Origin of the sequence: Mycobacterium sp. RTGN5, from assembly GCF_033804465.1 — a bacterium.
In the GTDB taxonomy this organism is placed as follows: Bacteria; Actinomycetota; Actinomycetes; order Mycobacteriales; family Mycobacteriaceae; genus Mycobacterium.
In genome coordinates this window covers 194,213-217,798 of the sequence record NZ_JAPZLA010000005.1, presented here as the reverse complement: position 1 = coordinate 217,798, position 23,586 = coordinate 194,213, and the positions used below count along the sequence as shown (strand labels likewise).

The 23,586-nt window shown below is 67.3% G+C and carries 23 protein-coding genes; 10 read left to right on the top strand and 13 right to left on the bottom strand.

Annotated features, from left to right (window positions below; translation table 11 throughout):
* Nucleotides 1-54: 54 nt before the first annotated feature.
* A complete protein-coding gene (locus SLQ31_RS23210; protein WP_319436463.1) occupies nucleotides 55-252 on the top strand; it encodes a hypothetical protein in 198 nt (65 codons plus the stop codon).
* On the opposite strand, the gene SLQ31_RS23205 is transcribed toward SLQ31_RS23210, so the two are convergent.
* Both SLQ31_RS23205 and SLQ31_RS23200 read right to left on the bottom strand, forming a co-directional pair.
* The gene (locus SLQ31_RS23205) at nucleotides 249-668 is read right to left on the bottom strand and encodes an SRPBCC family protein (RefSeq protein ID WP_319436462.1); all 420 of its coding nucleotides are present in this window, start codon (nucleotides 666-668) and stop codon (nucleotides 249-251) included. The two genes, SLQ31_RS23210 and SLQ31_RS23205, sit on opposite strands and share 4 nt — an antisense overlap.
* 10 nt (nucleotides 669-678) lie before the next feature.
* Nucleotides 679-1,017 carry a MerR family transcriptional regulator gene (locus SLQ31_RS23200; RefSeq protein ID WP_319436461.1) on the bottom strand — a complete coding sequence of 113 codons (339 nt, stop codon included), beginning with the start codon at nucleotides 1,015-1,017 and terminating at the stop codon, nucleotides 679-681.
* Nucleotides 1,018-1,075: 58 nt separating this feature from the next.
* On the opposite strand from SLQ31_RS23200, the gene SLQ31_RS23195 reads away from it, so the two are divergent.
* Nucleotides 1,076-1,510: a PPOX class F420-dependent oxidoreductase gene (locus SLQ31_RS23195; RefSeq protein ID WP_319436460.1), complete on the top strand. Its 435-nt coding sequence runs from the start codon at nucleotides 1,076-1,078 to the stop codon at nucleotides 1,508-1,510.
* Here SLQ31_RS23195 and dnaE read toward each other — a convergent pair.
* Nucleotides 1,499-5,047 carry a DNA polymerase III subunit alpha gene (gene dnaE / locus SLQ31_RS23190; protein WP_319436459.1) on the bottom strand — a complete coding sequence of 1,183 codons (3,549 nt, stop codon included), beginning with the start codon at nucleotides 5,045-5,047 and terminating at the stop codon, nucleotides 1,499-1,501. The two genes, SLQ31_RS23195 and dnaE, sit on opposite strands and share 12 nt — an antisense overlap.
* Before the next feature lie 125 nt (nucleotides 5,048-5,172).
* On the opposite strand from dnaE, the gene SLQ31_RS23185 reads away from it, so the two are divergent.
* Nucleotides 5,173-5,544 (top strand): DUF202 domain-containing protein, encoded by a 372-nt coding sequence (locus SLQ31_RS23185; protein ID WP_319436458.1) that lies wholly within the window; start codon nucleotides 5,173-5,175, stop codon nucleotides 5,542-5,544.
* Nucleotides 5,545-5,886 carry a DUF202 domain-containing protein gene (locus tag SLQ31_RS23180; protein ID WP_319436457.1) on the top strand — a complete coding sequence of 114 codons (342 nt, stop codon included), beginning with the start codon at nucleotides 5,545-5,547 and terminating at the stop codon, nucleotides 5,884-5,886.
* A 10-nt stretch (nucleotides 5,887-5,896) separates the two neighbouring features.
* Here SLQ31_RS23180 and SLQ31_RS23175 read toward each other — a convergent pair whose 3' ends face one another.
* Both SLQ31_RS23175 and SLQ31_RS23170 read right to left on the bottom strand, forming a co-directional pair.
* Nucleotides 5,897-6,496 (bottom strand): SecDF P1 head subdomain-containing protein, encoded by a 600-nt coding sequence (locus tag SLQ31_RS23175; RefSeq protein WP_319436456.1) that lies wholly within the window; start codon nucleotides 6,494-6,496, stop codon nucleotides 5,897-5,899.
* Between the two features lie 28 nt (nucleotides 6,497-6,524).
* On the bottom strand, nucleotides 6,525-7,760 hold the full coding sequence (locus SLQ31_RS23170) for a hypothetical protein (RefSeq protein WP_319436455.1): 1,236 nt from the start codon (nucleotides 7,758-7,760) through the stop codon (nucleotides 6,525-6,527).
* A gap of 78 nt (nucleotides 7,761-7,838) precedes the next feature.
* Here SLQ31_RS23170 and SLQ31_RS23165 point away from each other — a divergent pair, with 78 nt between their 5' ends.
* On the top strand, nucleotides 7,839-8,873 hold the full coding sequence (locus tag SLQ31_RS23165) for a polysaccharide pyruvyl transferase family protein (protein ID WP_319436454.1): 1,035 nt from the start codon (nucleotides 7,839-7,841) through the stop codon (nucleotides 8,871-8,873).
* Here the strand turns inward: SLQ31_RS23165 and rarD are convergent.
* From rarD to lspA, 3 genes are read right to left on the bottom strand one after another with little or no spacing between them, the layout of a single operon-like run.
* Nucleotides 8,849-9,760: an EamA family transporter RarD gene (gene rarD, locus SLQ31_RS23160; protein ID WP_319436453.1), complete on the bottom strand. Its 912-nt coding sequence runs from the start codon at nucleotides 9,758-9,760 to the stop codon at nucleotides 8,849-8,851. The genes SLQ31_RS23165 and rarD overlap by 25 nt on opposite strands.
* Nucleotides 9,757-10,683 carry an RluA family pseudouridine synthase gene (locus tag SLQ31_RS23155; protein ID WP_319436452.1) on the bottom strand — a complete coding sequence of 309 codons (927 nt, stop codon included), beginning with the start codon at nucleotides 10,681-10,683 and terminating at the stop codon, nucleotides 9,757-9,759. The genes rarD and SLQ31_RS23155 overlap by 4 nt, the downstream gene beginning before the upstream one ends.
* Entirely contained in the window at nucleotides 10,683-11,201 is a 519-nt protein-coding gene (lspA, locus tag SLQ31_RS23150; RefSeq protein ID WP_319436637.1) for a signal peptidase II, read from the bottom strand. Before lspA ends, SLQ31_RS23155 begins: the two co-directional genes overlap by 1 nt.
* Before the next feature lie 108 nt (nucleotides 11,202-11,309).
* Here lspA and SLQ31_RS23145 point away from each other — a divergent pair, with 108 nt between their 5' ends.
* Nucleotides 11,310-12,227, top strand: coding sequence for an asparaginase (locus SLQ31_RS23145; protein ID WP_319436451.1), 918 nt, complete (start codon nucleotides 11,310-11,312; stop codon nucleotides 12,225-12,227).
* Here the strand turns inward: SLQ31_RS23145 and SLQ31_RS23140 are convergent.
* The 3 genes from SLQ31_RS23140 to SLQ31_RS23130 form a co-directional block, all read right to left on the bottom strand.
* On the bottom strand, nucleotides 12,192-13,574 hold the full coding sequence (locus SLQ31_RS23140; RefSeq protein ID WP_319436450.1) for a DNA polymerase IV: 1,383 nt from the start codon (nucleotides 13,572-13,574) through the stop codon (nucleotides 12,192-12,194). The two genes, SLQ31_RS23145 and SLQ31_RS23140, sit on opposite strands and share 36 nt — an antisense overlap.
* A 9-nt stretch (nucleotides 13,575-13,583) precedes the next feature.
* Nucleotides 13,584-16,703, bottom strand: a complete 3,120-nt coding sequence (ileS, locus tag SLQ31_RS23135) for an isoleucine--tRNA ligase (RefSeq protein WP_319436449.1) — start codon at nucleotides 16,701-16,703, stop codon at nucleotides 13,584-13,586.
* 219 nt (nucleotides 16,704-16,922) lie between these two features.
* Complete coding sequence (locus tag SLQ31_RS23130; protein WP_319436448.1) at nucleotides 16,923-17,507, bottom strand: hypothetical protein; 585 nt, start codon at nucleotides 17,505-17,507, stop codon at nucleotides 16,923-16,925.
* Between the two features lie 136 nt (nucleotides 17,508-17,643).
* Here SLQ31_RS23130 and SLQ31_RS23125 point away from each other — a divergent pair, with 136 nt between their 5' ends.
* The 4 genes from SLQ31_RS23125 to SLQ31_RS23110 are packed head-to-tail and all read left to right on the top strand — an operon-like array spanning nucleotide 17,644 to nucleotide 20,858.
* Nucleotides 17,644-18,000, top strand: coding sequence for an XRE family transcriptional regulator (locus tag SLQ31_RS23125; protein ID WP_319436636.1), 357 nt, complete (start codon nucleotides 17,644-17,646; stop codon nucleotides 17,998-18,000).
* A 40-nt stretch (nucleotides 18,001-18,040) separates the two neighbouring features.
* The gene (locus SLQ31_RS23120; RefSeq protein ID WP_319436447.1) at nucleotides 18,041-18,775 is read left to right on the top strand and encodes a hypothetical protein; all 735 of its coding nucleotides are present in this window, start codon (nucleotides 18,041-18,043) and stop codon (nucleotides 18,773-18,775) included.
* 31 nt (nucleotides 18,776-18,806) lie between these two features.
* The gene (locus SLQ31_RS23115; protein ID WP_319436446.1) at nucleotides 18,807-20,087 is read left to right on the top strand and encodes a glycosyltransferase; all 1,281 of its coding nucleotides are present in this window, start codon (nucleotides 18,807-18,809) and stop codon (nucleotides 20,085-20,087) included.
* Nucleotides 20,088-20,132: 45 nt separating this feature from the next.
* Nucleotides 20,133-20,858 carry a GAP family protein gene (locus SLQ31_RS23110; RefSeq protein ID WP_319436445.1) on the top strand — a complete coding sequence of 242 codons (726 nt, stop codon included), beginning with the start codon at nucleotides 20,133-20,135 and terminating at the stop codon, nucleotides 20,856-20,858.
* A 7-nt stretch (nucleotides 20,859-20,865) separates the two neighbouring features.
* On the opposite strand, the gene SLQ31_RS23105 is transcribed toward SLQ31_RS23110, so the two are convergent.
* Both SLQ31_RS23105 and SLQ31_RS23100 read right to left on the bottom strand, forming a co-directional pair.
* Nucleotides 20,866-22,215, bottom strand: coding sequence for a hypothetical protein (locus tag SLQ31_RS23105; RefSeq protein WP_319436444.1), 1,350 nt, complete (start codon nucleotides 22,213-22,215; stop codon nucleotides 20,866-20,868).
* 10 nt (nucleotides 22,216-22,225) lie between these two features.
* On the bottom strand, nucleotides 22,226-23,581 hold the full coding sequence (locus SLQ31_RS23100; RefSeq protein ID WP_319436443.1) for a hypothetical protein: 1,356 nt from the start codon (nucleotides 23,579-23,581) through the stop codon (nucleotides 22,226-22,228).
* Nucleotides 23,582-23,586 lie beyond the last annotated feature (5 nt).

Genomic DNA, 23,586 nt, shown 5'->3' with positions numbered 1-23,586 from the left:
GGCATTACCCGAAGTATAAGTTTCGGGTGGCCGAAATCGCGGTATAGTCGAGCCATGACGAGCGTGGACCAGGTGCAGATCGCGGGGGTGCCGTGGCCGCGCTACAAGCTCGTCGCACTGGCTCTCGGCCTGGTCGTCTTCGTCGTGGTCGCCCTGGTCACGGTCGACCCAGCGCCTGCCGTGCTGGTGGCCGCGGCCACCTCCACCGTGGTGTGGCTGGCCTACGGCCTGCGCCGTCCGCGCCAGCGCTAACGCTCCAGAATGCGTTTCAGGGTGGCCAGATCTCTGGCCACCGCCGCCGCGTCGGCCACATAGTCGTCATCGGACATCTCGGGCCTGCGCCGCAGGGTGAACACCACCTCGGACCAGTCCTTACCGGCGGGCACCACCCGCAGCGGATTGAACACCGGTTCGCCCGACGGCAGATTGACCACATGGTCGAGCACCCCGAGATCGTTGGCAGGGGTGAATTCGATGGTGATCTCCCCCATCGGGGACTGCGCCACCCAGGTGTCGCCGACCCGGGTCAGCTCGCTCTGGGCCAGGCCCGCGGCCCACTCGGGCAGGTGCGCCGGATCGGATGCGTAGCGGTACACGTCGATCGCCGAGCGATTGATCCACGCGCTGAGGTGCTGGGACTCGTTCGCAATGTCGACAGAATCGTTCATGCTTCCCACGTTACTGACAGGCCATCGCCCACTCGATGATCCCGCGGGCCCGCGCCAGAGTCGCCATCTGCGTATCGATCTCGGCGAGCTTGGCCTGCGCCAGCGTTCGACTGGCCGGGCGCCCGGGTGCGTCGTCGTCGAGCAGCACCGCGATTTCGTCGAGGGTGAACCCGGCAGCCTTGCACAACCCGATCACCTCGAGCCTGGTCAGTATCGCGTCGTCGTAACGACGCTGCCCGCCGGCGCGCGACGGCGCGGCCAGCAGTCCGATCTTCTCGTAGTAGCGCAGCGTGGTCGGGGCGACGTCGGTGCGGCGCGCCACCTCGCCGATGGTCAGTGCACCGCTCATGGTCACCTTCGCCTCGATGCTTGACTTGGAGCCAACTCTAAGTCCTTGACTATGTCCCATGGACTCTCTGCGCGCCAGCCGCTATGCCCTGCTGCGGACCTACCGCCGTGACGGCCGCCCCGTCGACACCCCGATCTGGTTTCACCTGGACGGGACCACGCTGGTGTTTCGCACCAAGATCGGACCCAAGACGAAGCGGATCACGAACAACCCGCACGTCGAACTGCAGGTCTGCGACTACAAGGGCCGGGTCCCCGACTCCGCCCCGACGCTGCGCGGGCGGGCCGTCGTCCTCGATGGCGCCGACGCCGAACGAGCCAATCGGCAGCTGCACACCCGATATGGCTGGCAGTACAACCTCGTTCCCCTGCTGCACCTGCCCGGCGTCAAGAACGTCGACGCCGGCCTGCCGTGGCGGGAGAAGTGGCAGCGCCTCCGCAACCCGAACGTCTGGCCCGAAAGCGCGATCGTGCGGGTGGACCTAGCCGCCTAGGCAGCCGGGGCCCAGCAGCGCCTTCAAGTCCCCCATCAGCGCGGACGACGGGGTCACCCGCAGCGACTGGTCGAGTTCCAGTGTGGTGATGCGATCGCCGCTGATCAGCCGCAGGTGCACCTGCGAGGTGCCGGGATGGCGGGCCAGCACCTGCTTGAGCGCGGTGACCTTGTCGATGGTGCACTGTCGGGTCGGCAGACTCACCGCCACCGGCCGGTCCACCTGGGCATGCGAGAAGTCCGGCACCACAAGCTCATTGGCGATCAACGAGATCCGGTCATCCTGGATGCGAACCTTGCCGCCCACGAGGACCACCGCGTCGTCGGCGATCTCGGCGCCGAACATCGTGTACGTCTGCGGGAAGAACATCACCTCGATGCCACCGGTGAGGTCTTCCAACTGCGCTGAGGCCCAGGGCATTCCGTTTTTGTTGACACGCCGGTTGACGCCGGCCAGGATGCCGCCGACCCGAACCTGGGTGTCGTTGGCGACGTCGCCGGCGAGAATGGCCGGGATCTGGGTGTCGACCTGCGCGGCGAGCAGATGCGCCACCCCGTTGAGCGGGTGCCCGGAGACGTACAGCCCCAGCATCTCCCGTTCGAGGGCGAGCTTGTGCTTGTCGTCCCACTCTTCGTCGGGCACGCGGATGGTGAACGCCGAATCACTAGCGTCCCCATCGTCATCGGAGCCACCGCCGAACAAGTCGAACTGGCCGATCGCCTCGGCCTTCTTGGTGCCCAGCACCGAATCGACGGCATCGGTGTGGATCAGGAACAGGCCCTTGCGGGGATGGCTCAGTGAGTCGAAAGCCCCTGCCTTGACCAAGGATTCGGTGACCTTCTTGTTGCAGGCCGAGATGTCGATCTTGTTCAGGTAGTCCGAGAAGTCGGTGAACTTGCCCTTGTCGGTGCGGGTGGCGACCAGCGAACTCACCACGTTGGCACCGACGTTGCGGACAGCACCCAGCCCGAACCGGATGTCGTGGCCCACCGACGCGAAGTTCTGCACCGACTCGTTGACGTCGGGCGGCAGCACGGTGATGCCGAGTCGACGGCAGTCCGCCAGGTAGACGGCGGCCTTGTCCTTGTCGTCACCGACCGAGGTGAGCAGCCCGGCCATGTACTCGGCCGGGAAGTTGGCCTTGAGATAGGCGGTCCAGTAGGACACCAGTCCGTAACCGGCGGCGTGCGATTTGTTGAACGCGTAGCCGGCGAACGGCAGGATGGTGTCCCACAACGCCTTCACGGCTCGTTCGGAGAAGCCGTTGGCGGTCATCCCCTCCTTGAAGCCCTGGTATTCGGCTTCGAGGACCTCGAGCTTCTTCTTGCCCATGGCTTTTCGTAGCGCATCGGCCTTGCCCATCGAATAGCCGGCGACCTTCTGCGCGATGAACATGATCTGCTCTTGGTAGACGATCAGGCCGTGGGTCTCGGCGAGGATCTCCTTGAGCGGCTCCTCCAGCTCCGCGTGGATCGGCTTGACCGCCTGCCGGTTGTTCTTGCGGTCGGCATAGTCGTTGTGCGCGTTCATGCCCATCGGGCCCGGCCGGTACAGCGCCAGCACGGCGACGATGTCGTTGAACTCGGTGGGCTGCATGCGCCGCAGCAGGTCCCGCATCGGGCCGCCGTCGAGCTGGAACACCCCCAGGGTGTCGCCGCGTCCCAGCAGTTCGTAGGCCAAGGGGTCATCGAGCGGCAACGCGTCGAGATCCAGCTCGATGCCGCGGTTGGCTTTGATGTTCTCGATGCAGTCGCCGATGATCGTCAGGTTCCGCAGGCCGAGGAAGTCCATCTTCAGCAGGCCGATGGCCTCACACGACGGGTAATCCCAGCCGGTGATGATCGCGCCGTCCTGCGGCCGCCGCCACAGCGGAATCGCCTCGATGAGCGGCTCGGAACTCATGATCACCGCGCACGCGTGCACGCCCGCGTTGCGAACCAGGCCCTCCAGCCCGCGCGCGGTTTCGTAGATGGTGCGCACGTCGGGATCGGTGTCGATCAGGGCGCGAACCTCGGCGGCTTCCTTGTACCGCTCGTGGTTGGGGTCGGTGATACCGGCCACCGAGATGTCCTTGGCCATGATCGGCGGCGGCAGCGCCTTGGTGATCCGGTCGGCGATCGCAAAGCCCGGCTGGCCGTAGTGGACGCGCGCCGAATCCTTCAGCGCCGCCTTGGTTTTGATGGTGCCGAAGGTGATGACCTGGGCGACCCGGTCACTACCCCACTTCTCGGCGGCGTAGCGCACCATCTCACCGCGGCGGCGGTCGTCGAAGTCGATATCGATATCGGGTGCCGACGGACGCTCCGGGTTGAGGAAGCGCTCGAAGAGCAGCCCGTGCGGGATCGGGTCGATGTTGGTGATGCCCAGCGAGTAGGCCACCAGCGAGCCTGCGGCCGACCCACGACCGGGCCCCACCCGGATGTCTATCGAGCGCGCGTAGTTGATCAGGTCGGCGACGATCAGGAAGTACGACGGGAAGCCCTTGCCGCAGATGACGTCGATCTCGAAGCTGGCGCGCTCGGTGTACTCCGGTGGCACCACATCCGGAAAACGCCGCCGCAGACCGGCTTCGACCTCGTGACGCAACCAGCTGCCCTGGTCGTACCCCTCGGGCACCGGGAAGATCGGCATCCGGTCGGTCGGGGCCCACACGTCGGCGTAGGACTGCACCCGCTCGCCGATCAGCAGCGACGAGTCGCAGGCCTCCGGAACCTCGGCGTCCCACAGCGCGCGCATCTCGGCGGCCGACTTCAGGAAGTAGCCGTCACCGTCGAACTTGAACCGGTTGGGGTCCGACAGCGTCTTGCCGGTCTGGATGCACAGCAGCGCTTCGTGGTTGTGCGAGGCATCGCGGGTCACGTAGTGGCAGTCGTTGGTTGCCAGCGCCGGGATGCCGAGCTTGCGGCCGACCTCCAGCAGGCCCTCGCGGACCCGGCGCTCGATCGACAGCCCGTGGTCCATCAGTTCCAGGAAGTAGTTCTCCGGGCCGAAGATCTCCCGCCACTTGGCGGCCGATTCCAGCGCCTCCTTCTCGTGGCCCAGCCGCAACCGGGTCTGCACCTCACCGGAGGGGCAGCCGGTAGTGGCGATGATGCCCGCGGCGTGCTCGGCGATGATCTCGGCGTCCATCCGCGACCACTTGCCGAGCTGGCCCTCGAACGAGGCCAGCGTCGACAGTTTGAACAGGTTGCGCAGGCCGGTGGCGTTCTCGGCGACCATCGTCATGTGGGTATAGGAGCCGCTGCCCGACACGTCGTCGCTCTTCTGGCCCGGGTCACCCCACAGGATGCGGCGGGTGTCGAAACGGGAGCCGGGTGCGATATACGCCTCGACACCGATGATCGGCTTGATGCCGACCTTGGTGGCGGCGTTGTAGAACTCGCTGGCCCCGAACATGTTTCCGTGGTCGGTCATGCCGATGGCGGACATCCCGAGGCGCTGCGCCTCGGCGAACATGGGCGTGATCTTCGCGGCGCCGTCGAGCATCGAGTACTCGGTGTGGTTGTGCAGATGTACGAAGGAGTCGTTCGTGCCCATAGGCCCGTCAGTCTAGGGCCGCGGACCGACAGCCTTCGGCGTGTCGCGGTACGTGTCTGGCCGGTGGCGGCGTTTCTCCTCTGATCTCTCCCGCGCGCGCCGCCGGCACTGATAGGCAGGGGACTATGTTCGCCCGCAAACCCCCGCTGCGCAGCGTGGGCACCGATCCCGATTACCGGTTCACGCTGGCCAACGAGCGGACCTTTCTGGCCTGGCTGCGCACTGCACTTGCGCTGCTGGCCGGTGCGATCGCGCTGGCCAGCCTGGTCCACGACTTCGGCCCGCGGCAGTTCCGGATCGCGATCACGGTGCTGTTGCTGACCCTGGCGCTGGCGATAACGGTCGGGGCGTACGCGCGCTGGGACCGCACCGAGCGGGCGCTGCGCGAACAGCGTCCCCTGCCGAACGATCCGCTGCCGCGGATCGTCGTCTCCGGCATCGCGATCATCGTCGTGGCCGCGGGCGTGCTGGTCTTCCTTGCGGAATTCAGTCGGTAGATGGAAGACCGGGAGTCTGCACTGCTGGACGTCGCGGGAGCGGCCGAACGCACGGCGCTGGCCTGGCAGCGCACGATCATCGGCACGCTGCTGGTGGGCGCGCTGATCGTGCGATGGAGTGTGACCGAGCGTTTCCCGCCGGGACCGGGTGTACTCGTCACCGTGGTGGCCGCCCTGGCCAGCCTGATCCTGGTCGGCCGGCGCTATCAACGGGTCCGCGACACTGTGATCGCCGGGCAGACGCCGCTGTCGCGCTATCTGGTGCCCGGAGCCACCGTGTTCATGATCGTCGTCGTGCTCGGCACCGGCGCGGGCATCGTGGCCGAGTACACCCGGCTCTAGGCTTCGTCTTTCAGGCTTCGTCCTTCAGCATTCTGGCGATCTCGGCGGCCTGCTCGCCCGTCACCTCACCGGAGAGCTGCAGCACCTCGCCGTCGATCTTTTCGGTGATCTTCGGTGCCCACACGATGACGCCGGCCCGCACGAACGCGACTTGCTCGTCGATGTGCGCGGCGGTGTAATCGGCGAACGCGCGGGCCGATTCTTCCGTCATGGTGACCTGCACGGTTTGCTTGGCGGTCAGCGGGTTGAGGAACGAGTCGACGTCGGTCAGCTGAATCCGCAGCGCTTCCGGCCCCAGGGTGTACACCGCGGACTTGAGGATGTCGCACGTCCGCAGCGGCTGATCCGGCGGTGTCGGCGGGGGCGGGGCGCAGTCGTCGCCTTGCGGGACGTAGGCGGGGCCGATCACCGGGCGCAGCGCCAGCGGCTTGATGGTCAGCGGACGCGGGGCGGTCGTGGTCGTGGTGAGCATCGCGGAGTCACTTTGCTTGTCGAACAGCACGCCCGGCGTCAGCAGGACACCGGCAACCGGCACCACGATGGCCGCCGCCGCGATCGCCGCGACGATCGCGATCCTGATCCGCCGGTTGCGTTGAGAGTTGTCGGTCATGCGCTCCTCGATCTGCGTTCTCTCCTGCTCACATGGGAACCGGCGCGCCAAAGCCGGGAATGATCCCGATCGGGATCACCGCAAGCAGGATGGCGCCGACGGCGAACACGATCAGCGTGCGCCGGGTCGGCGGCTGGTCGACCTCGGGCTGATTGCGGGTGTACAGCAGGAACACGATGCCGAGGTCGAAGGCGATGATGACCCACCAGCGGACCCAGTCCACGCCGGTGGCGAACACCGGCAGGATCATCAGCAGCCCGATCACCAGGGCCACCGGCCGTCCCCGCAGGATCGCGCCGAACCGCCGCACCGGGACGCCCGAAACATGGCCGATCGCCACCATGCTGATGGCCAGCGCCACGATCCCGTACACGGTCGAGCCAGCCAGCGCGACGACACCGATGCTGCCGACGAATCGCAGACCCTCGACGAGACTCATGTCGAACAGCGGCAGGAAGGCCCGGCAGAACCAGTCGTGGTAGTCGACGTAATAGTGGAAGCCGTGCAGCAGCTGGCTGACGGTGGGCTTGCCGGCCAGCGGATGGTTCATCATCCCGTGCTGCACCTGCTCGCACAGCTGGCCCGAAACCTTTTTCCGACCGAATGCTGCCAACGCCAGCGCGACGACAAGCCCCGGCCCGAGCGCCAGCACGACAGCGGCCCGAAACGCCTTGGCGTCCAGCCGGTCCGCCAGCACGATCAGCGCCGCCAGCACGCCAAGGCCGAACAGGAATGGGGTGGCCTCGTGGATCAGGGTCAGTACCGCCACCACCAGGCCGTAGATCGCACTTGAGATGACGGTCGCACGGGCGGTGGTGACCCGGGTCAGCACAACCGCGAACGCCACGAGTGCGGCGCCGCCCAGTAGATCGGTGCGCGCCGAGAACAAGGCGAAGGCGAACCCGAAGGGCAGCACAGGAACCAGCAGGGCCAGCAGCCGTCGTCGCTGCGAACGGCCCGACGTGACCGCGACCGACCAGGCCACCGCCGCGAGGCCGAGCACGAAGAACGCCGTCGGAATCCAGCGCAGCACGACGAGCCCACCGAAGTAATGCTGCGGGCCGAACAGGCCGAGGATCTCGCCGGCCAATCCGCGCCGAATGAAGCCCGTGGTGTAGTCGATGACGAAGTACGAATACCAGTAGCCGTCGGGGATCAGGGTGAGCGCGATCGTCAGCAGTACGGCGGCCCACACCGCCAGCAGGACGGTGAAGGTGATGAAGAAGCCACGCCGGCCACCGGTGTTGACGACGCTGCTCGGCATCTGACCCCCACTGGTGTGCGGCGGCCCCGTACCGCCGGGCGCGGCCAGGCCGCGTCGATGAGTATAGGGTCGGTTCGCGTGAGCCAAGATGCGACGGTCGCCTATCTGGGCTTCCACGAGAAGGCCAATCTCGGCGACGACGCGATCTACGACGCCGTCAGATCGCAGCTCCCCGGGGTCACCTTCAACGACATCCCGCGCCTAGCCCATGAGTTCGTGTTCCCGCCCGCCGCGGCGCTGGAAAGGTTGCGCCGGCCCAGCACGCTGGTCATGGGCGGCGGGACGCTGGTCGGGGTGCGCTACTTCCGGATGCTGGCCAGGATGGGCCTGGCGGTCACCAAGAACAACGGAAAGTACGCGATCGGCGTCGGCGTCCAGGATCCCGGCTATACCGGACGCGGCAGCGGATCGGGCGGGAGCGAGCTCACCAAGTGGAAACCCATTCTCGCCACGTTCGACTCGGTGTCGGTGCGAGGACCCCGAAGCGTCGAACTGCTCGCCGACATCGGCGTGTCCGCACAGGTCACCGGTGATCCGGCGCTGATCCTGCCGCGACCCGAGATTCCGGTCGAGGACGGCCTGATCGGGGTGAACCTCGGCTACGGCGACGACCTGTGGGGACATGACCCGGCCGGCGTCGCCGAGCAGATCGGCATCGCCGTGCGCGAGCTCGCGGGCCGCGGCCACCGGTTCGTCGGAATCCTGATGAACCCGGACGATCGCAAATGGGTGGAGGTGGCGTTCAAGGACGTCCGCGCCGACATCCTGCTGCCGGCCGACGCCGCGACGGCCGCGCGGGAATTCGCGCGCTGCTCGGCGGCCATCGTCTGCCGGCTGCACGCCGGCATCTTGGCGGCGCTGTCCGACACCCCGGTGGTTTCGCTTGAGTACCAACCGAAATGCCGCGATTTCGCGCTGTCCATCGACGACGAGGGCTCGCTGATCCGCACCGATCAGGTGACCGGTACCGCCGTCATCGACCGGGTGCTCGGCGCGCTGAGCGACGCCACCACCATCCGGGCGACCAAGCGCGCTGCCGTTGACCGGCTCCGCGTCCAGCTGGACTCCGAGTACGGGGCGCTGCGCCGTCAGCTCGGCGTCGCCGGCGCCTGACGGACCCGACGGGTCCGGCGCAGCGCGTCACCGCTGAACACCAGCAGCGCCAGCCAGATCAGCGCGAAGCCGACCCAGCGCGCCGGCGGCATCGGCTCGTGGGCCACCACCACTCCCCAGGTCATCTGCATGGCCGGGGTGAGGTACATCAGAAGGCCGAGCGTCACCAGCGGCAGGCGCTGGGCGGCAGCGGCGAAAAACAGCAGCGGGATCGCGGTGATCGGACCCGAGAGGATCATCAGCGCTATGTGGCCCGCGCCGTTGTTGGTGAACTGGCCGTGCCCGGACAGCTGCAGCACCGCGATGTAGACGATGGCGAACGGCGCCGCGATCGCGGCCTCAAGTCCGACGCTGACCCGCGGGTCGGTGGGCACCACCTTCTTGACCGCGCCGTACAGACCGAACGAGAACGCCAGACCGAGCGCGATGAACGGTGGGCCGCCGACCTCGATGGCCAGCAGCACCACCGCGGCCAGCGCGATCGCGAGCGCCACGACTTGGGCCCGGTTGAGCCGCTCCCGGAAGATCAGCACCCCGAGCAGCACGCTCACCAGTGGGTTGATGAAGTAACCGAGGGCGGCATCGACCACGTGGCCGTTGTTGACGGCGTAGACGTAGATCACCCAGTTGGTCGACACCAGACCCGACGCGCAGACCAGCAGCAGCCAGGTGCGGCCGGTGATCGATCGGACAGCGGACAGCTTGCGCATGGCCACCACCACGCCGACCATCAATACCAGCGTCCAGACGATGCGGTGGGCCAGGACCTCCAGTGCGCCAGCGGGTTTCAGCAACGGGAAGAAGGCGGGGAACAACCCCCAGGATCCGTACGCGCCGATGCCGTAGAGCAGCCCGCCGGGCTTGGTATCCGGTTGGCTCGCCGTCACGATTCGACGCGCAGCACGTCCAGCGCGTGTTGCAGATCAGCCGGATATGGGCTGGTGACCTCGAAGCGCCGACCGTCGGCCGGGTGCGCGAACGCCAGTGACCGCGCATGCAGCCACTGCCGTTCCAGGCCGAGCCGCTTGGCCAGCACCGGATCGGCGCCGTACGTCGGATCGCCGGCGCACGGGTGGTGCAGCGCAGCGAAATGCACCCGAATCTGGTGGGTGCGGCCGGTTTCCAAATGAACGTCGAGAAGGCTTGCCGCCCGGAACATTTCGAGGGTGTCGTAGTGGGTGATGCTGTGCCGCCCAGATTCGGTGACGGCGAATTTCCAGTCGTTGCTGCGATGCCGGCCGATCGGCGCGTCGATGGTGCCACTGGAGGGATCCGGATGGCCTTGCACCACAGCGTGATAGCGCTTGTCGACGGTGCGCGCCTTGAATGCGCGCTTGAGCACGGTGTAGGCGCGCTCGGACAGTGCGACCACCATGACCCCGGACGTGCCGACGTCGAGACGGTGCACGATGCCCTGGCGTTCGTGGATGCCTGAGGTGCTGATCCGGAATCCCGCCGCGGCCAGCCCGCCGAGCACGGTGGGACCGTGCCAGCCGACCGTCGCGTGAGCGGCCACGCCAGGGGGCTTGTCGACGGCGACGATATCGGCGTCGGAGTACAGGATCGTCATGCCCTCGATCTCGACGGGCGTGTTCTCCGGCGGCGGGGCGTCCTCGGGGATGTGGACCTGCAGCCACGCGCCGGCCTCGAGTTTGTCGGACTTGCCGGCACGCACGCCGTCGAGCTCGACGCCGCCATCCTCGGCGATCGCGGCCGCGGTCGTCCGGGACAGTCCCAGCAGCCTGGCCAGACCGGCGTCGACCCGCATGCCGGCCAGACCCTCGGGAACCGGCATCGAGCGTTCTGCCATCAGGCGGACTCGGCCTTGTCGTCGGCCGTGTCGTCGGCCTTGGCGGACTCGCTGGTTCGTCGGCCGGCGGTGTCGAAGTCGTAGCCGAACAGGGAAAGGGCGACCAGCAGGATGGCCCCGCCGACCACCGCCGGGTCGGCCACGTTGAACACCGGCCACCAGCCGATGGACAGGAAGTCGACGACGTGTCCGCGCAGCGGGCCAGGTGAACGGAAGAACCGGTCGACCAGGTTGCCCAGCGCGCCGCCGAGGATCATCCCCAGTCCGAGGGCCCACCAGGGCGACACCAGGCGCCGGCCCATCCAGAAGATGCCCACCACCACGCCGGTGGCGACCAGCGTCAGCACCCAGGTGTAGCCCGTGGCCATGGAGAACGCCGCGCCGGAGTTGCGCACCAGCGTCCAGGTGACGGTGTCGCCGATGATCGACACCGGTTGCCCAGGGGTCAGCCACCGCACCGCCAGCACCTTGGTGATGACGTCGAGAGCCAGCACCACGGCAGCCACCGACACCAGCATCCGCAGCCTCTTCGGCTGCGATTGCGGCTCGGCGCTAGCGGTGGATTCGTCGGTCACTCCCCCATCATTCCCTACGGGTTGTTGATGGCATTCCCTAGTCTGTTTGGCATGCCGCGACTCGTCGTCATCACCACCGGCGGGACCATCTCCACCAGCGCCGACGACGAGGGCGTGCTGCGGCCCGTGCATGGTGGCGCGGAGCTGGTGTCGGGCTTGGATGCGCAGGTGATCGACCTGTTCACCGTGGACAGCTCGCAGCTGACCCCCGCCGAATGGCTGCGTATCGGCGCCGCCGTCACCGAGGCTGCGCACGACGCCGACGGGATTGTCGTCACCCATGGCACGGACACGATGGAAGAGACGGCGCTGTGGCTGGAGCTCACCTACGCCGGCGCGGCGCCCGTGGTGGTGACCGGTGCGGCCCTGCCTGCCGACGCCCCCGACGCGGACGGGCCGGGCAATCTGCGCGACGCCCTCGCCGTTGCCGCCAGCCCGCTGGCGCGGGATCTGGGGGTGCTGATCTGCTTCGCCGGGGCGGTGCTGCCCGCGCTGGGCACCGCCAAGGTGGGCGGCCCCGGCCTGTTCGGCGGTCGCCCGCCGGTGGGCGCGGTCGCCGGTGGCATCTTCCGGGTGACGGGCAGCAAGCAGCGCGCCTATCTTGGCTCCGCCGACGACGTTGCGCGAGTGGACATCGTGGCGGCCTACCCGGGTGCCGACGCGGCGGCCATCGACGCGTTCGTCGACGCGGGCGCGGCCGGCCTTGTCGTCGAGGCGGCGGGTGCGGGCAATGCCGGCACCCCGATCGTCGAGGCAGTGCGGCGCGCGGGTGCCCGCGGGGTCGCCGTTGTGGTGACCACCCGCGTGCCAGGAGGCCGCACCGAGGCGCTGTACGGACCGGGCCACGACCTGGTCGACGCCGGGGCGGTGATGGTGCCGCAGTTGCGCAGCAGCCAGGCCCGCGTGCTACTGATGGCGGCGCTGAGCTTGGGGCTACCCGTGGTCGACGTCATCGCCCGGTGGGGCTGACCGGGCCAGGTCGTCCAGATACTCGCCCCAGTCCAGGCTGTCGACCGGGTTTGCCTTGAGGAGCTCCGGCTCGCCGGTCGCGAAGGTCCGCATCACGCCGGGGCCGCTGCCGCGGGTCTCGAACCGCACGCTGACCACCCCGTGCCCGGCGCCCTGTACCCAGCCGTGGCCGAAGCCGACGTGGCTGACGTCGTCGCCGATGCGCCAGCCACCGGCGTCGGGTACGGACTCGGGCACCGGCACGGGAGTGTCCAACGTGTCGGCCACCGCTGCATCCATCTGGTCGAGATCGGGGAACAGCGACTCCTGGCGGACATCGGAGAGGCCCGAAAAGCCAACGCCGAGAAGACGAATGGGGCCAACCTCGCGGGGGTCGAGCAGCAGCCGGTGCGCGGTGGCGGATAGCGTGCCTGCGTCGCCGGTGGCGTAGGGCAGCGTCGCCGAGCGGGTCAGGGTGGTCATATCGGACCGCTTGAGCTTGACGGTGACCGTGCGGGCGCCGCGGCCGTCGCGTTCCAGGCGCCGGTGGGCGTGCTCTGCGATCGGGCCGATGGCGTCGCGCAGCTGCTCGATGGTGGTGAGGTCGGCGGGGAACGTCGACTCCGCGCTGATCTGTTTGGCCTCCGCGCGCTCGGCCACCGGCCGGTCGTCGATGCCACGGGCCAGCCGGTGCAAGGCGGGGCCGACGGTGGCGCCCAGGATGCTGGCCGCTTCGGTATCGGACAGCGCGGCCAGCTGCCCGACGGTGTCGATGCCGAGCCGGTGCAGTTTCTCCTCGGCCACCGGGCCGATGCCCCACAGCCTGCGCACCGGAAGCCCGTCGAGCAGGGGACGTTCCTCGTCGCGGCGGACCACCCGCAGCCCGTCGGGTTTGGCCAGCTCCGAGGCGATCTTGGCGATCTGCTTGCCCGATCCGGCGCCGACCGAGGCCACCAAGCCGGTCTCTTCGTGGACGCGCCGCCGCAGCAGCACGGCGAATTCCTCGACGTCCGCGGCGCTGGCCCCGACCAGTTCGGCCGGTTCCCCGAACGCCTCGTCGAAAGACAGCTGCTCGAGCACCGGCACCATGGCACGCACGGTGTCGAGAACCCGACGGCTGGCGACGCCGTAGACCACCCCGCGAGGCGGGAGCACCACCGCGCCGGCCCCGACCATGCGGCGGGCCTGGTGCATCGGCATCGCCGAGCGGGCGCCGAACACCCGCGACTCATAGCTGGCCCCGGCCACCACACCGCGGCCACCAAGGCCGCCGACCAGGACCGGCCGGCCGCGCAGGGTCGGGCGGGTCAGCTGTTCGACGGACGCGAAGAACGCATCCATGTCGAAATGCAGGACCCAGCGCTCCATGCGGGTGGGTCAGGCCTTGTTGATGGCGACCCGCACGCCGTCGCCGATCTCCACCCCGCCGACGGGCTCGCCGAGTTCGAAGCTGGTCGCCAGGATCTCCCCGGCGATGAGATCGGTGTGGGCCCTGGCCCATTCGGCCCGCTCGGCGGGCACCGACATCACCACCGTGATGCGGTCACTGACATCCAGTCCGGTCGCCTTGCGCAGATCCTGCAGTTCGCGGATGCGATCCTTGGCCCAGCCCTCGGCCTCCAACTCCGGGGTGACGGTGCCGTCCAGCACCACCAGCCCGGCGCCTTCGGGCAGCGCCGCGGTCCACTCCGGATCCGCGGCCACGAGTTTGGCCGTGAACTCTTCTGGCAGCAGCACCGCTGGTCCCGCGGTAAGCGTGCCGTCGGCATTGAGTACGTAGTCGCCGGCCTTGACAGCCTTGATCGCAGCCTGCACATCCTTGCCGATGCGCGGTCCCGCTGCTCGGGCGTTGACCGCGAGCTCGAAGCGGCCGTAGGCGGGGATGTCGTCGGTCAGCTCGACCGCCTTGACGTTCAGCTCGTCGGCGATCAGATCCGCGAACGGCGCCAGCGCATCCGGATTCTCCACCGCGACAGTCAGTTTCGGCAAGGGCAGACGCACCCGCAGCTTGTTCGCCTTGCGCAGCGAGGACGCCGTCGAACATACATCCCGCACCTGGTCCATGGCCGTCACCAACGCCGGGTCCGCGGGGACAACACCCGCCTCCGGCCAGTTGGTCAGATGCACCGAGCGCTCACCGGTCAAGCCCCGCCAGATCACCTCGGTGGCCAGCGGCAGCAGCGGGGCCGCCAGCCGGGTCGTCACCTCGAGCACGGTGTGCAGGGTGTCGATGGCGTCGCGATCCTCTTCCCAGAACCGCGAACGCGACCGGCGCACATACCAGTTCGTCAGCGCCTCGGTGAACTGGCGCAACTGCTCGCAGGCACCGGAGATATCGCACACGTCCATCGCGCCGGTCAGCCCGTCGCGCAGTTCGGCGAGCTTGGCCAGGATGTAGCGGTCCAGCACATGGGTCGAATCCGTGCGCCAGGTACCGATTTTCGGCGCATACAGGGCCAGGAAGCTGTAGGCGTTCCACAACGGCAACAGCACCTGCCGAACGCCTTCGCGGATGCCCTGTTCTGTCACGACGAGGTTGCCGCCGCGCAGGATCGGCGAGGCCATCAAGAACCACCGCATGGCGTCGGAGCCGTCGCGATCGAACACCTCGTTGACATCGGGATAGTTGCGCAGCGACTTGCTCATCTTGGCGCCGTCGTTGCCGAGCACGATCCCGTGTGACACACAGGTTTTGAACGCAGGCTTGTCGAACAACGCAGTGGCCAGCACGTGCAGGGTGTAGAACCAGCCGCGGGTTTGGCCGATGTACTCGACGATGAAGTCGCCGGGGAAGTGACTCGCGAACCAGTCCTGGTTCTCGAACGGGTAGTGCACCTGGGCGTACGGCATCGACCCGGAGTCGAACCACACGTCGAAGACGTCCTCGATGCGGCGCATCGTCGAATTGCCGGACGGGTCATCGGGATTGGGCCGCGTCAGCTCGTCGATAAAGGGCCGGTGCAGGTTGTCCGGGCGGACTCCGAAATCCCGCTCGAGCTCATCGAGGCTGCCGTAGACATCGATCCGCGGGTGCGCCGGATCGTCGGAGACCCACACCGGAATGGGCGTGCCCCAGTAGCGGTTTCGCGAGATCGACCAGTCCCTGGCGCCTGAGAGCCACTTGCCGAACTGGCCGTCCTTGACGTGTTCGGGATACCAGGTGATCTGCTGGTTGAGTTCGACCATCCGGTCGCGGAACTCGGTGACCTTGACGAACCACGACGACACCGCGCGGTAGATCAGCGGATTGCGGCAGCGCCAGCAGTGCGGGTAGGAGTGCTCGTAGGTTTCATGGCGAATCAGCACCGGAGTGTTGACCGCGGCAGGCCCGGTCCCGTTCTTCAGATCGCGGATGATCTGCGGGTTGGCGTCGAATACGTGCTGGCCCTGATAGTCCGGCACCGTGACGTCGAAGCGGCCCTTGGAGTCCACCGGGGTGACGGGCACGATGTCGACGGTGTCGGTGGTGGCCTTGTCGTCCTCACCGTAGGCCGGTGCCATGTGCACAATGCCGGTGCCGTCCTCGGTGGTGACGAAGTCGCCGCGCAGAACCTGAAAAGCGTTGGTGGAGTCCAGGAAATACGGGAACGGCGGCAGGTAGTGCACCCCGAGGAGTTGCGCACCGGACACGGTGGCCAGCACCTCGGGGTCCTCCCCCAGCTCCCGCGCGTAGGCGCCCAGCCGGGCCTGCGCCAGCACGAGCCTGCGGTCGTCGACCCGCACCACGACGTAGTCGACGTCGGGGTTGACCGCCACCGCCTGGTTCGACGGCAGCGTCCACGGCGTGGTGGTCCAGATCAACAGGTAAGCGCCGTCCAGATCCGATCCCGGCTCGTTGACCCGGAATCCGACGGTGATGGCCGGGTCCTGCCGGCTCTGATAGACGTCATCGTCCATCCGCAGCTCGTGGCTGGACAGCGGGGTCTCGTCGTTCCAGCAATACGGCAGTACCCGCACGCCTTGATAGGCGAGGCCCTTGTCCCACAACTGTTTGAACGCCCAGATGACCGATTCCATGAACGACAGGTCGAGGGTCTTGTAGTCGTTGTCGAAGTCGACCCAGCGGGCCTGGCGGGTCACGTAGTCGCGCCATTCGCCGGTGTACTTGAGCACCGATTCACGGCAGGCGTCGTTGAATTTCCCGATGCCCATCTCTTCGATCTGGGCCTTGTCGGTGATGCTGAGTTGGCGCTGCACCTCGAGCTCGGCCGGCAGCCCGTGGGTATCCCAGCCGAACCGGCGCTCGACTTTGTAGCCGCGCATCGTGCGGTAGCGCGGCACGATGTCCTTGACGTACCCGGTCAGCAGGTGACCGTAATGCGGCAGGCCGTTGGCGAACGGCGGGCCGTCATAGAAGACGTACTCCGGCGCGGCGGCCCGTCTTTCCAGGCTGGCGCGGAAGGTGTCGTCGGCCGCCCAGTAGTCGAGGACCTCGAGTTCGAGGGCCGGAAAGTTGGGTGAGCCACCGGCCGGCTTCGGATAGCCATTCTCGGTCACGTGCGCGTTCGTCTCCTGTGCCAGCTGCCTGGACACGGGGACGACGACGCGCCGGTGCGCGAGCGCCGCGGTACCACCCCGCTTACGCACGTAGACGTGCGTCGCTCTTCACAGGCTGTGACGGGCCCGCCCGTTCGGTTCTACTCGGCCCAACCAGGGCTGTTCTTCCGAAGGCTCCCCGGTGATGGCCGGATCGATGCCGCTGGGAAGATTCTAGCCTCAGGCCGGAATGGCCTCGGAGGTCAGACCGATCAGACCGAGCCGGAACTGAGTCGTCAGTTCTTCGACGGTGCAGTGGTCGAGCCGCCGGCCGTCAAACCACCAGTCCATCTGCAGTTCCCCGTCGGCACGGTAGGCCAGCACACCCAGGGCCGGACCGTCGGTCAGCTGAAGCGGACCGAGCGCAGGATCGGGCGGCAGCCCCAGGAACGAGAACACCACGTCGGCCGGCGAATTACTGAGCTGCCGGGCTGGCGTCAGCGCATCGCGGACGTCGGCCAACAACGCGTTGGCGTCCATGTCTCGCTCTTCGGCACAGCACAGCCGGATTGGCGCCACGGTGGTCAGTCCGCTGACCGTCACCACACCGACGCCGATGGTCCGGGCGATCGCCCGGCCCAGAGCGGCCAAAAGAACGTCCTCGACACCGACGCCGGCGAACTCGACGGCTCCGTCGAGTTCAGCGGTCAGTTCGTAGGACAGCGGAGCCGACAACCGGACCACATCTTCTGGTCGGGGCGGGCCAAGAATCTCATCGTCAACTACCCGCACATTGCTAGACGGGTAGGTCACAGGTGCAACCATGTCCCCCACCGTAGCGGCCGTGTCCCATAAATGGGAGACCAATCCCACAACTGTGACGACCATGTCAATAAATTCAACAATTTCCGGAAATCAGTTCCAAGTACCCATTACCGGGAGTTCCGGGTTATTCTGGGGCGTGCCTCGGACCGATGAAAACGGACGCCAGCTCAAAACCTTGCTGGACTACCTCCTCGACGGAGACATCGACGCAAAGGACATCTATGACGCGCTCGGCACGTCTAGCAGCACTTATTACCGGCGAGTGAAGGATAGGGACTACCCGAACGCCGAAGAGTTGCGGTTGGTGGCAACACGATTCGGCTTGAGCTATCCCGACCTGCAGGTCCGGTTCGGGCTCATGAGCCGCGAGGAAGTCCAGCAATACGTTGATTCCACTCCATTTACGGTGGCGACAATTAATACCGTAACTGCGACATATATTCCAGCGAAACTCTCAGAATTGAAGCCTCGACTGGATGCTCCATCGCTGTAGTATTTGCTGAAGTTATTCGGGGACGTAAGGCGACGACGAGATGGGTCTCGGTGCATTAATCACGGTCACGCTGGCCTGCATGGCGTGGAGCCTGTGGATTCGGCGTGTCACATGGGGCTGCCGGTGGGAAATCGCGGCCACCCTGAACATCGCACTGCAGGCCGCTGCCGTGCTGCTGATGTCGCCGTTGGCCTCCGAAACCGTCGGGCAGTGGCTGCACTCGCTGACCGGAATATGGAACCTCGAGGATTACATCGGGCACGACCTTTATGTCGTGGCCGCCTCGGCGATCGTGTACAACGCGCTGGGCCGCCTGCAGGACGACAATGCCATGCAGACCGCATTCAAGCAGTACGTCGAGCGCCCCGCGACTTTATGCATTCCGCTATTGCTGGCCGCGTTCTCACTCGGCAACGGCGCCAAGGTCTATCGCTCCGACTTCTTCACCGTGCCCACCGATTTCTGGCTGTCCCTGTATTGGCTGTTGCTGTGCGGCACCCTGATCTACCTGCTCGGCTACGGCGCCCGGGCCCTGCTGGTCTTGCGCCAAGATCCGCGGTCACGGCGGATCGCCAACATCTACTTGATGGCCTCGGTCAGCGGCATCACCGCATGCGTCATTCGCATCGCGACCGCCTACGTCCCCGCGCTGCAGGAGCTCGAGGGCGGCAAGCTGGTCTGGCTCTTCGCCTGCGCCTGCGGTGCCGGCTTCGCCCTGACGTCGGCGCACTCGTGGCGGATCAAGACCAAGTGGTTCACCCGGGCATCCAGCTGACGGCGCGGGTCGTCCCCGATAATGGGGATCGATGAAATTCGCGGTGAGTATCCACGGGACGCGTGGTGACGTCGAACCCTGCGCGGCGGTAGGCCTCGAGCTGCAGCGTCGCGGCCACGACGTGCACATGGCGGTGCCACCCAACCTTGTCGGCTTCGTCGAGTCAGCGGGCCTGGCGGCCACCATCGGCTACGGGCCCGACTCGCAGAAACAACTCCAGGGCGACGTCTTCGAGCGGCCGGACGCCCTCACCGCGGCCGGTCCGGCGGACTGGGTGCGACTGGGCAACCCGTTGAACGCGTTACGCAAGGCGAGGGCGGCGGCCACCCGCGGCTGGACCGAGATGAGCGACGCGCTGCTGTCGATGGCCGACGGCGCGGACCTGATGGTCACCGGCACGGCCTATCAGGAGATCGCGGCCAACGTCGCCGAATTCCGCGGCCTTCCGCTTGCCGAGGTGCACTATTTCCCGGTCCGGGCCAACACCCAGGTCCTGCCGGTGCGGCTGCCGTCCCCCGTGGTCAAGGCCGCCTATTCGATGGGTGAATGGATGCACTGGCGGTTGCTGAAACCGGCGGAGTCCGAGCAGCGTCGCGTCCTGGGCCTGCCCGCGGCGACCACCCGGCCGGTGGCCCGCATCGTGGCCGCCGGCTCGCTCGAGATCCAGGCCTACGACACGGTGTTCTTTCCCGGGCTGGCCGACGAATGGGGTGCGCGCCGCCCGCTCGTCGGCTCCATGACGCTGCAGCTGCCCACCGAGGTCGACAACGAGGTGGCGACCTGGATCGCCGCGGGAACGCCGCCGATCTACTTCGGCTTCGGCAGCATGCCGATCGACTCCCCTGCCGAAACGGTCCGCCTGATCAGCGATGTCTGCGCCGAACTGGGCGAGCGCGCCCTGATCTGCGCCGGGTTCTCCGATTTCGACGACACCGCCACACCCGAGCACGTCAAGGTGGTGGCCTCGGTCAACCACGCCGCCGTGTTTCCGTCCTGTCGGGCCGTGGTGCACCACGGCGGGGCGGGCACCACCGCGGCCGGCATCCGCGCCGGAGTCCCCACCCTGGTGCTGTGGGTGGCGGCCGAGCAACCGTTGTGGGGCAAACAGGTAGAACGGCTCGGTATCGGCACATCCCGGCGATTCTCAGCCTCGACACGGTATTCGCTGCTGGCCGACCTACGAGCCGTGCTTGCTCCGCAAACAGTTCAACAGTCTCGTTTGCTCGCCACGCGGATGAGCCCGGCGGCGGGCAGCGTCGCCGCCGCGGCCGACCTTCTCGAGGAGACCGCCCGCAACCGTCGCCACGGGTGATGTCAACGCTGCCCGCGACAGCCCGGCAAGGTAGAATTTCGCTTCGTGTGGACAACCGTGGTGCTGCTCGGCCTCGCGGTGAGTATCGAGCCCGCCCGCATCGCATTGATCGCACTTCTGCTGACCCGGCCACGTCCCGTGCGGCATCTGTTCGTCTTCCTCGGCACCGGCCTGGCGATGAGCCTCAGCGTCGGCTTCGCGGTGCTCTTCGTCTTCCACCACACCTTCCTGGGCAAGGCCAACTTCAACCCGGCGCTGATCCAGATCGGCATCGGTGTCGTCGCCCTTGTGCTCGGCGCGCTGTTGGCGTCCAACATTCCGTTGCGGCAGTTCGCCCGCAAGGAAGTGGTCGAAGTACCGGCCGGCGCCGCTGACAGTGCGGTGGTGGTGCAGGATCCCCCGCCGCCGGGCCGGTTCAAGCGGCTGTCCACCAAGGTGCGTGGCTTCGCCAAGGGCGAGTCTTCCTGGTTCTCCGGGTCCATCGGGGCGGCGCTGGCGATGCCGAGCGTCGACTACATGGCCCTGCTGGCGTTGATCATCGCGTCCAAGACCCCACCGATCGAGCAGGCGACGGCCCTGGTCACCTTCCTGCTGCTGGCCAGTTGGGCCGCGGTGGTCCCGCTGGTGAGTTTCCTCATCGTGCCGGGCAAGACCCGGATCTGGGTGCAGCGCTTCAACGAATGGATCCGCACCCGCACCCGCAGGCACGCGGGCGCGTTCGTCGCAGTGGTTGGCGTGATCCTTCTGGGCGTCGGCCTACACGGCCTGTGACGCCCACTCACGCGATGACGGCGGTGAGCCCGAACTCGGCCAGTGTCGCCTCGGCGAGATCGCGCAATCGCTGCTTGCTGTTGTCCGCGCCGATCTCGTAAGCCTCGATCGAGATCGAGACCTTGCCGTTGACCCGCGCGGACACCACGACGAGCTGACCGTGCGAACGCTGCATCTCCTGCATGGTCACGTTTTGATCCAACGCACGCAGAATCACCAACTCGGCAGTCGTGCCGTCGACCTGAGCGATCTGCGGCGGCAGATCACCGAGGTTCGAGCAGGACACCGGCAGGTCCTCCGAGTAGGAGAACAGCAACTCGGCCACCCCTTTGACGGCGGCCTTGGGCAACCACGGCATAAGCGGAAGCAGTTCCATGGTGGGGTCGGTCTGGTTCTTGGCCATCTGCCGGGACTCGCGCACAACCGTGCGGGACTCGGTCAGGTCGACGGTCACCTTCTCCGGGTCGACGGTCGCGTTGGCGAAGGCCATGGCAAGGGCGCGGTCGTCTTCCAGGCTCTCGCGGAGGTTGATCGCGATCACCAGCGTCACCGCTCCGTCGGAGCGGCGGCGGCGACCCAGTCGCTCGGCCAGCTTCGCAGTGAACCCCACCAGGAGTGAATAGCCGTTTCCGCCAAGGCTTGCCGCGCGCGCATCCCACTCCGCGATGTCGACGATGACCGCCACCGACGGTACCGAGACGAACTCCTCGATCGGCTGGTCGGCGCGCGTCTTTCTGGATTGGGCGAGCTCGCGCCGCTTCCCCCACACGAGCTTGGCGCCTTTGGCCAGCGCCCGGCGAGTCTCGGGCAGATCACGAATGACCTGGCGCGCGTCGGCGGCCAACGCCTGTCGCCGGGCCCGCGCGCCCGGTCGGTCATATCCCGGATCGCGGATGTTGCCGGTGACCGCCTCGAAGATTGCCAGCCCGGCGCCGGTGCCGTCCCCGATCACGTGCGACGCCACCATGCTGACCGCGGTGGAGCCGTCGGTGAGGGGTTGGACGACGAGATACCACGTCGGGCCGTGCTCGGGGTCGATCGGCAGGCTACCGAGCTCGTCGGCCCACTCCATGAGTTCGGCACGCGGACGCGGCGTTTCGTTGAACTGGATCTCCGACGGAGCATGATCGGGCTTGACCCACCGCGGCCGGCCGAACGGCAACGGCGAGCGCTCGATGTGGCGTCCGCCGAGCGACTGGGCGATGTTGCGGTGAAACCGCCGCAATCCCTCGATGTCGACGGAGTGCTCGTAGACCCAGACGCACTGCATCAGCTGGCCGCGCCCGGTGGCGCGCATCATCTCGAACGCAGTCTGGTCGAAGAACTCGAGCCGGTGGTCCTGCGCTGCACTGGTCACTGATCAAACCTCACTCGATCACGCCGGAAAGATCGAACTCTGCCAGAGTCTGGGCCATCACCTCGCGAAGCCGCGTGCGCGAGTTGTCCGCGCCAGGTTGGTAGCTCATCACCGGGAGGATTACCTTGCCGCCAAGACGCGCTGCAGCCACGGTCATCAGGCCGCGCCGCCGTTCGAGGACATCACCGCTGAGATTACGGTCCACGCCGCCGAAGTACAGGCGTTCGGCCTTGGTGCCGTCGAGGCGAAGCATGTCGTCGGGGACGTCGCCCATGTTCGAGCAGGACACCGGGAGGTCCGAGGAGAAGCCGAAGGCCATGTCGGCGATTCGCCCCATCGCCCGCTTGGGCAGAAACGGAATCAGCGGCAGCAACTCCACCATCTCGTCCGGCGTCTGCCGCGCGGTCACCAACCCCTGCTTGATCGCCGCGCGGGCGCTCGTGAGATCCGTCGCGACCGGGCCCGGGTCGAATGTGACGTTGGCGATCGTCACCACGTTGCCCCCGGTGTCACCCGGATTGTCACGCTCACTGACGGGAATCATCAGCGTCACCGCGCCATCGGTCGCGCGCGTTCGGCCGATATTCTCCGCTAGCTTGCCGGCGAACCCTGCTACGAGCGCAAAATGATGTCCGCCAAGGCTTTTCGCTCGAGAATCCCACTCGTCCATGTCGACGACGGCCGTGGTGAACGCCGTCATCACAGTCCCGGCGCCGCCGGTGGGTACGGACACCGGTTCATTCGGGCGCACCAGCTCGTCCTTGCGGCGCAACGCGACCTTGATCGCTTTGACCAACGTTCGCCAGATCTCCGGCAGATCCGCCGACAGTTGGCGTACGTCCTCGATCACGGCGCGCGAGCGGGTACGGGAGCGCCGCGGCGGATAACCGAGATCTTTGCCGTCATCGTTGATCGCGGCGATCGCTGATGCCACTGCACCGCCGCCGTCGACGACGGTGTGCGAAATGACCAGGCTCACCGCGCTGCTTCCATCGGTGAACGATTGGACGCCCAACCGCCAGGCCGGTCCCCACTCGGGGTCGAGCGGCAGCTCCACCTGCTCGTGCGCCCAGTCCCACAACTCGTCCCGCGACCGCGGCTGCTCGGCGATGTCCAGAGGAGTCTGGGGGCCCGGCACCGAGACCCACCGATGCCGGCCGAACGGCAGCGGTGACCGTTCGACCACCCGGCCGACCAGCCCGCGGCCGAAGTTCTGATGGAAACGGCGAACGCCGTCCAGGTCAAGGTCATGTTCGTAGATCCAGATGATCTGCATGACAGCCTCTTGGCCGGCACCGCGCAGCGCCAACAGCAACGCCTGGTCGGCGTAGGGCACTACATTGTCGGGCCGGCGATCCTCGCCCACCGGCG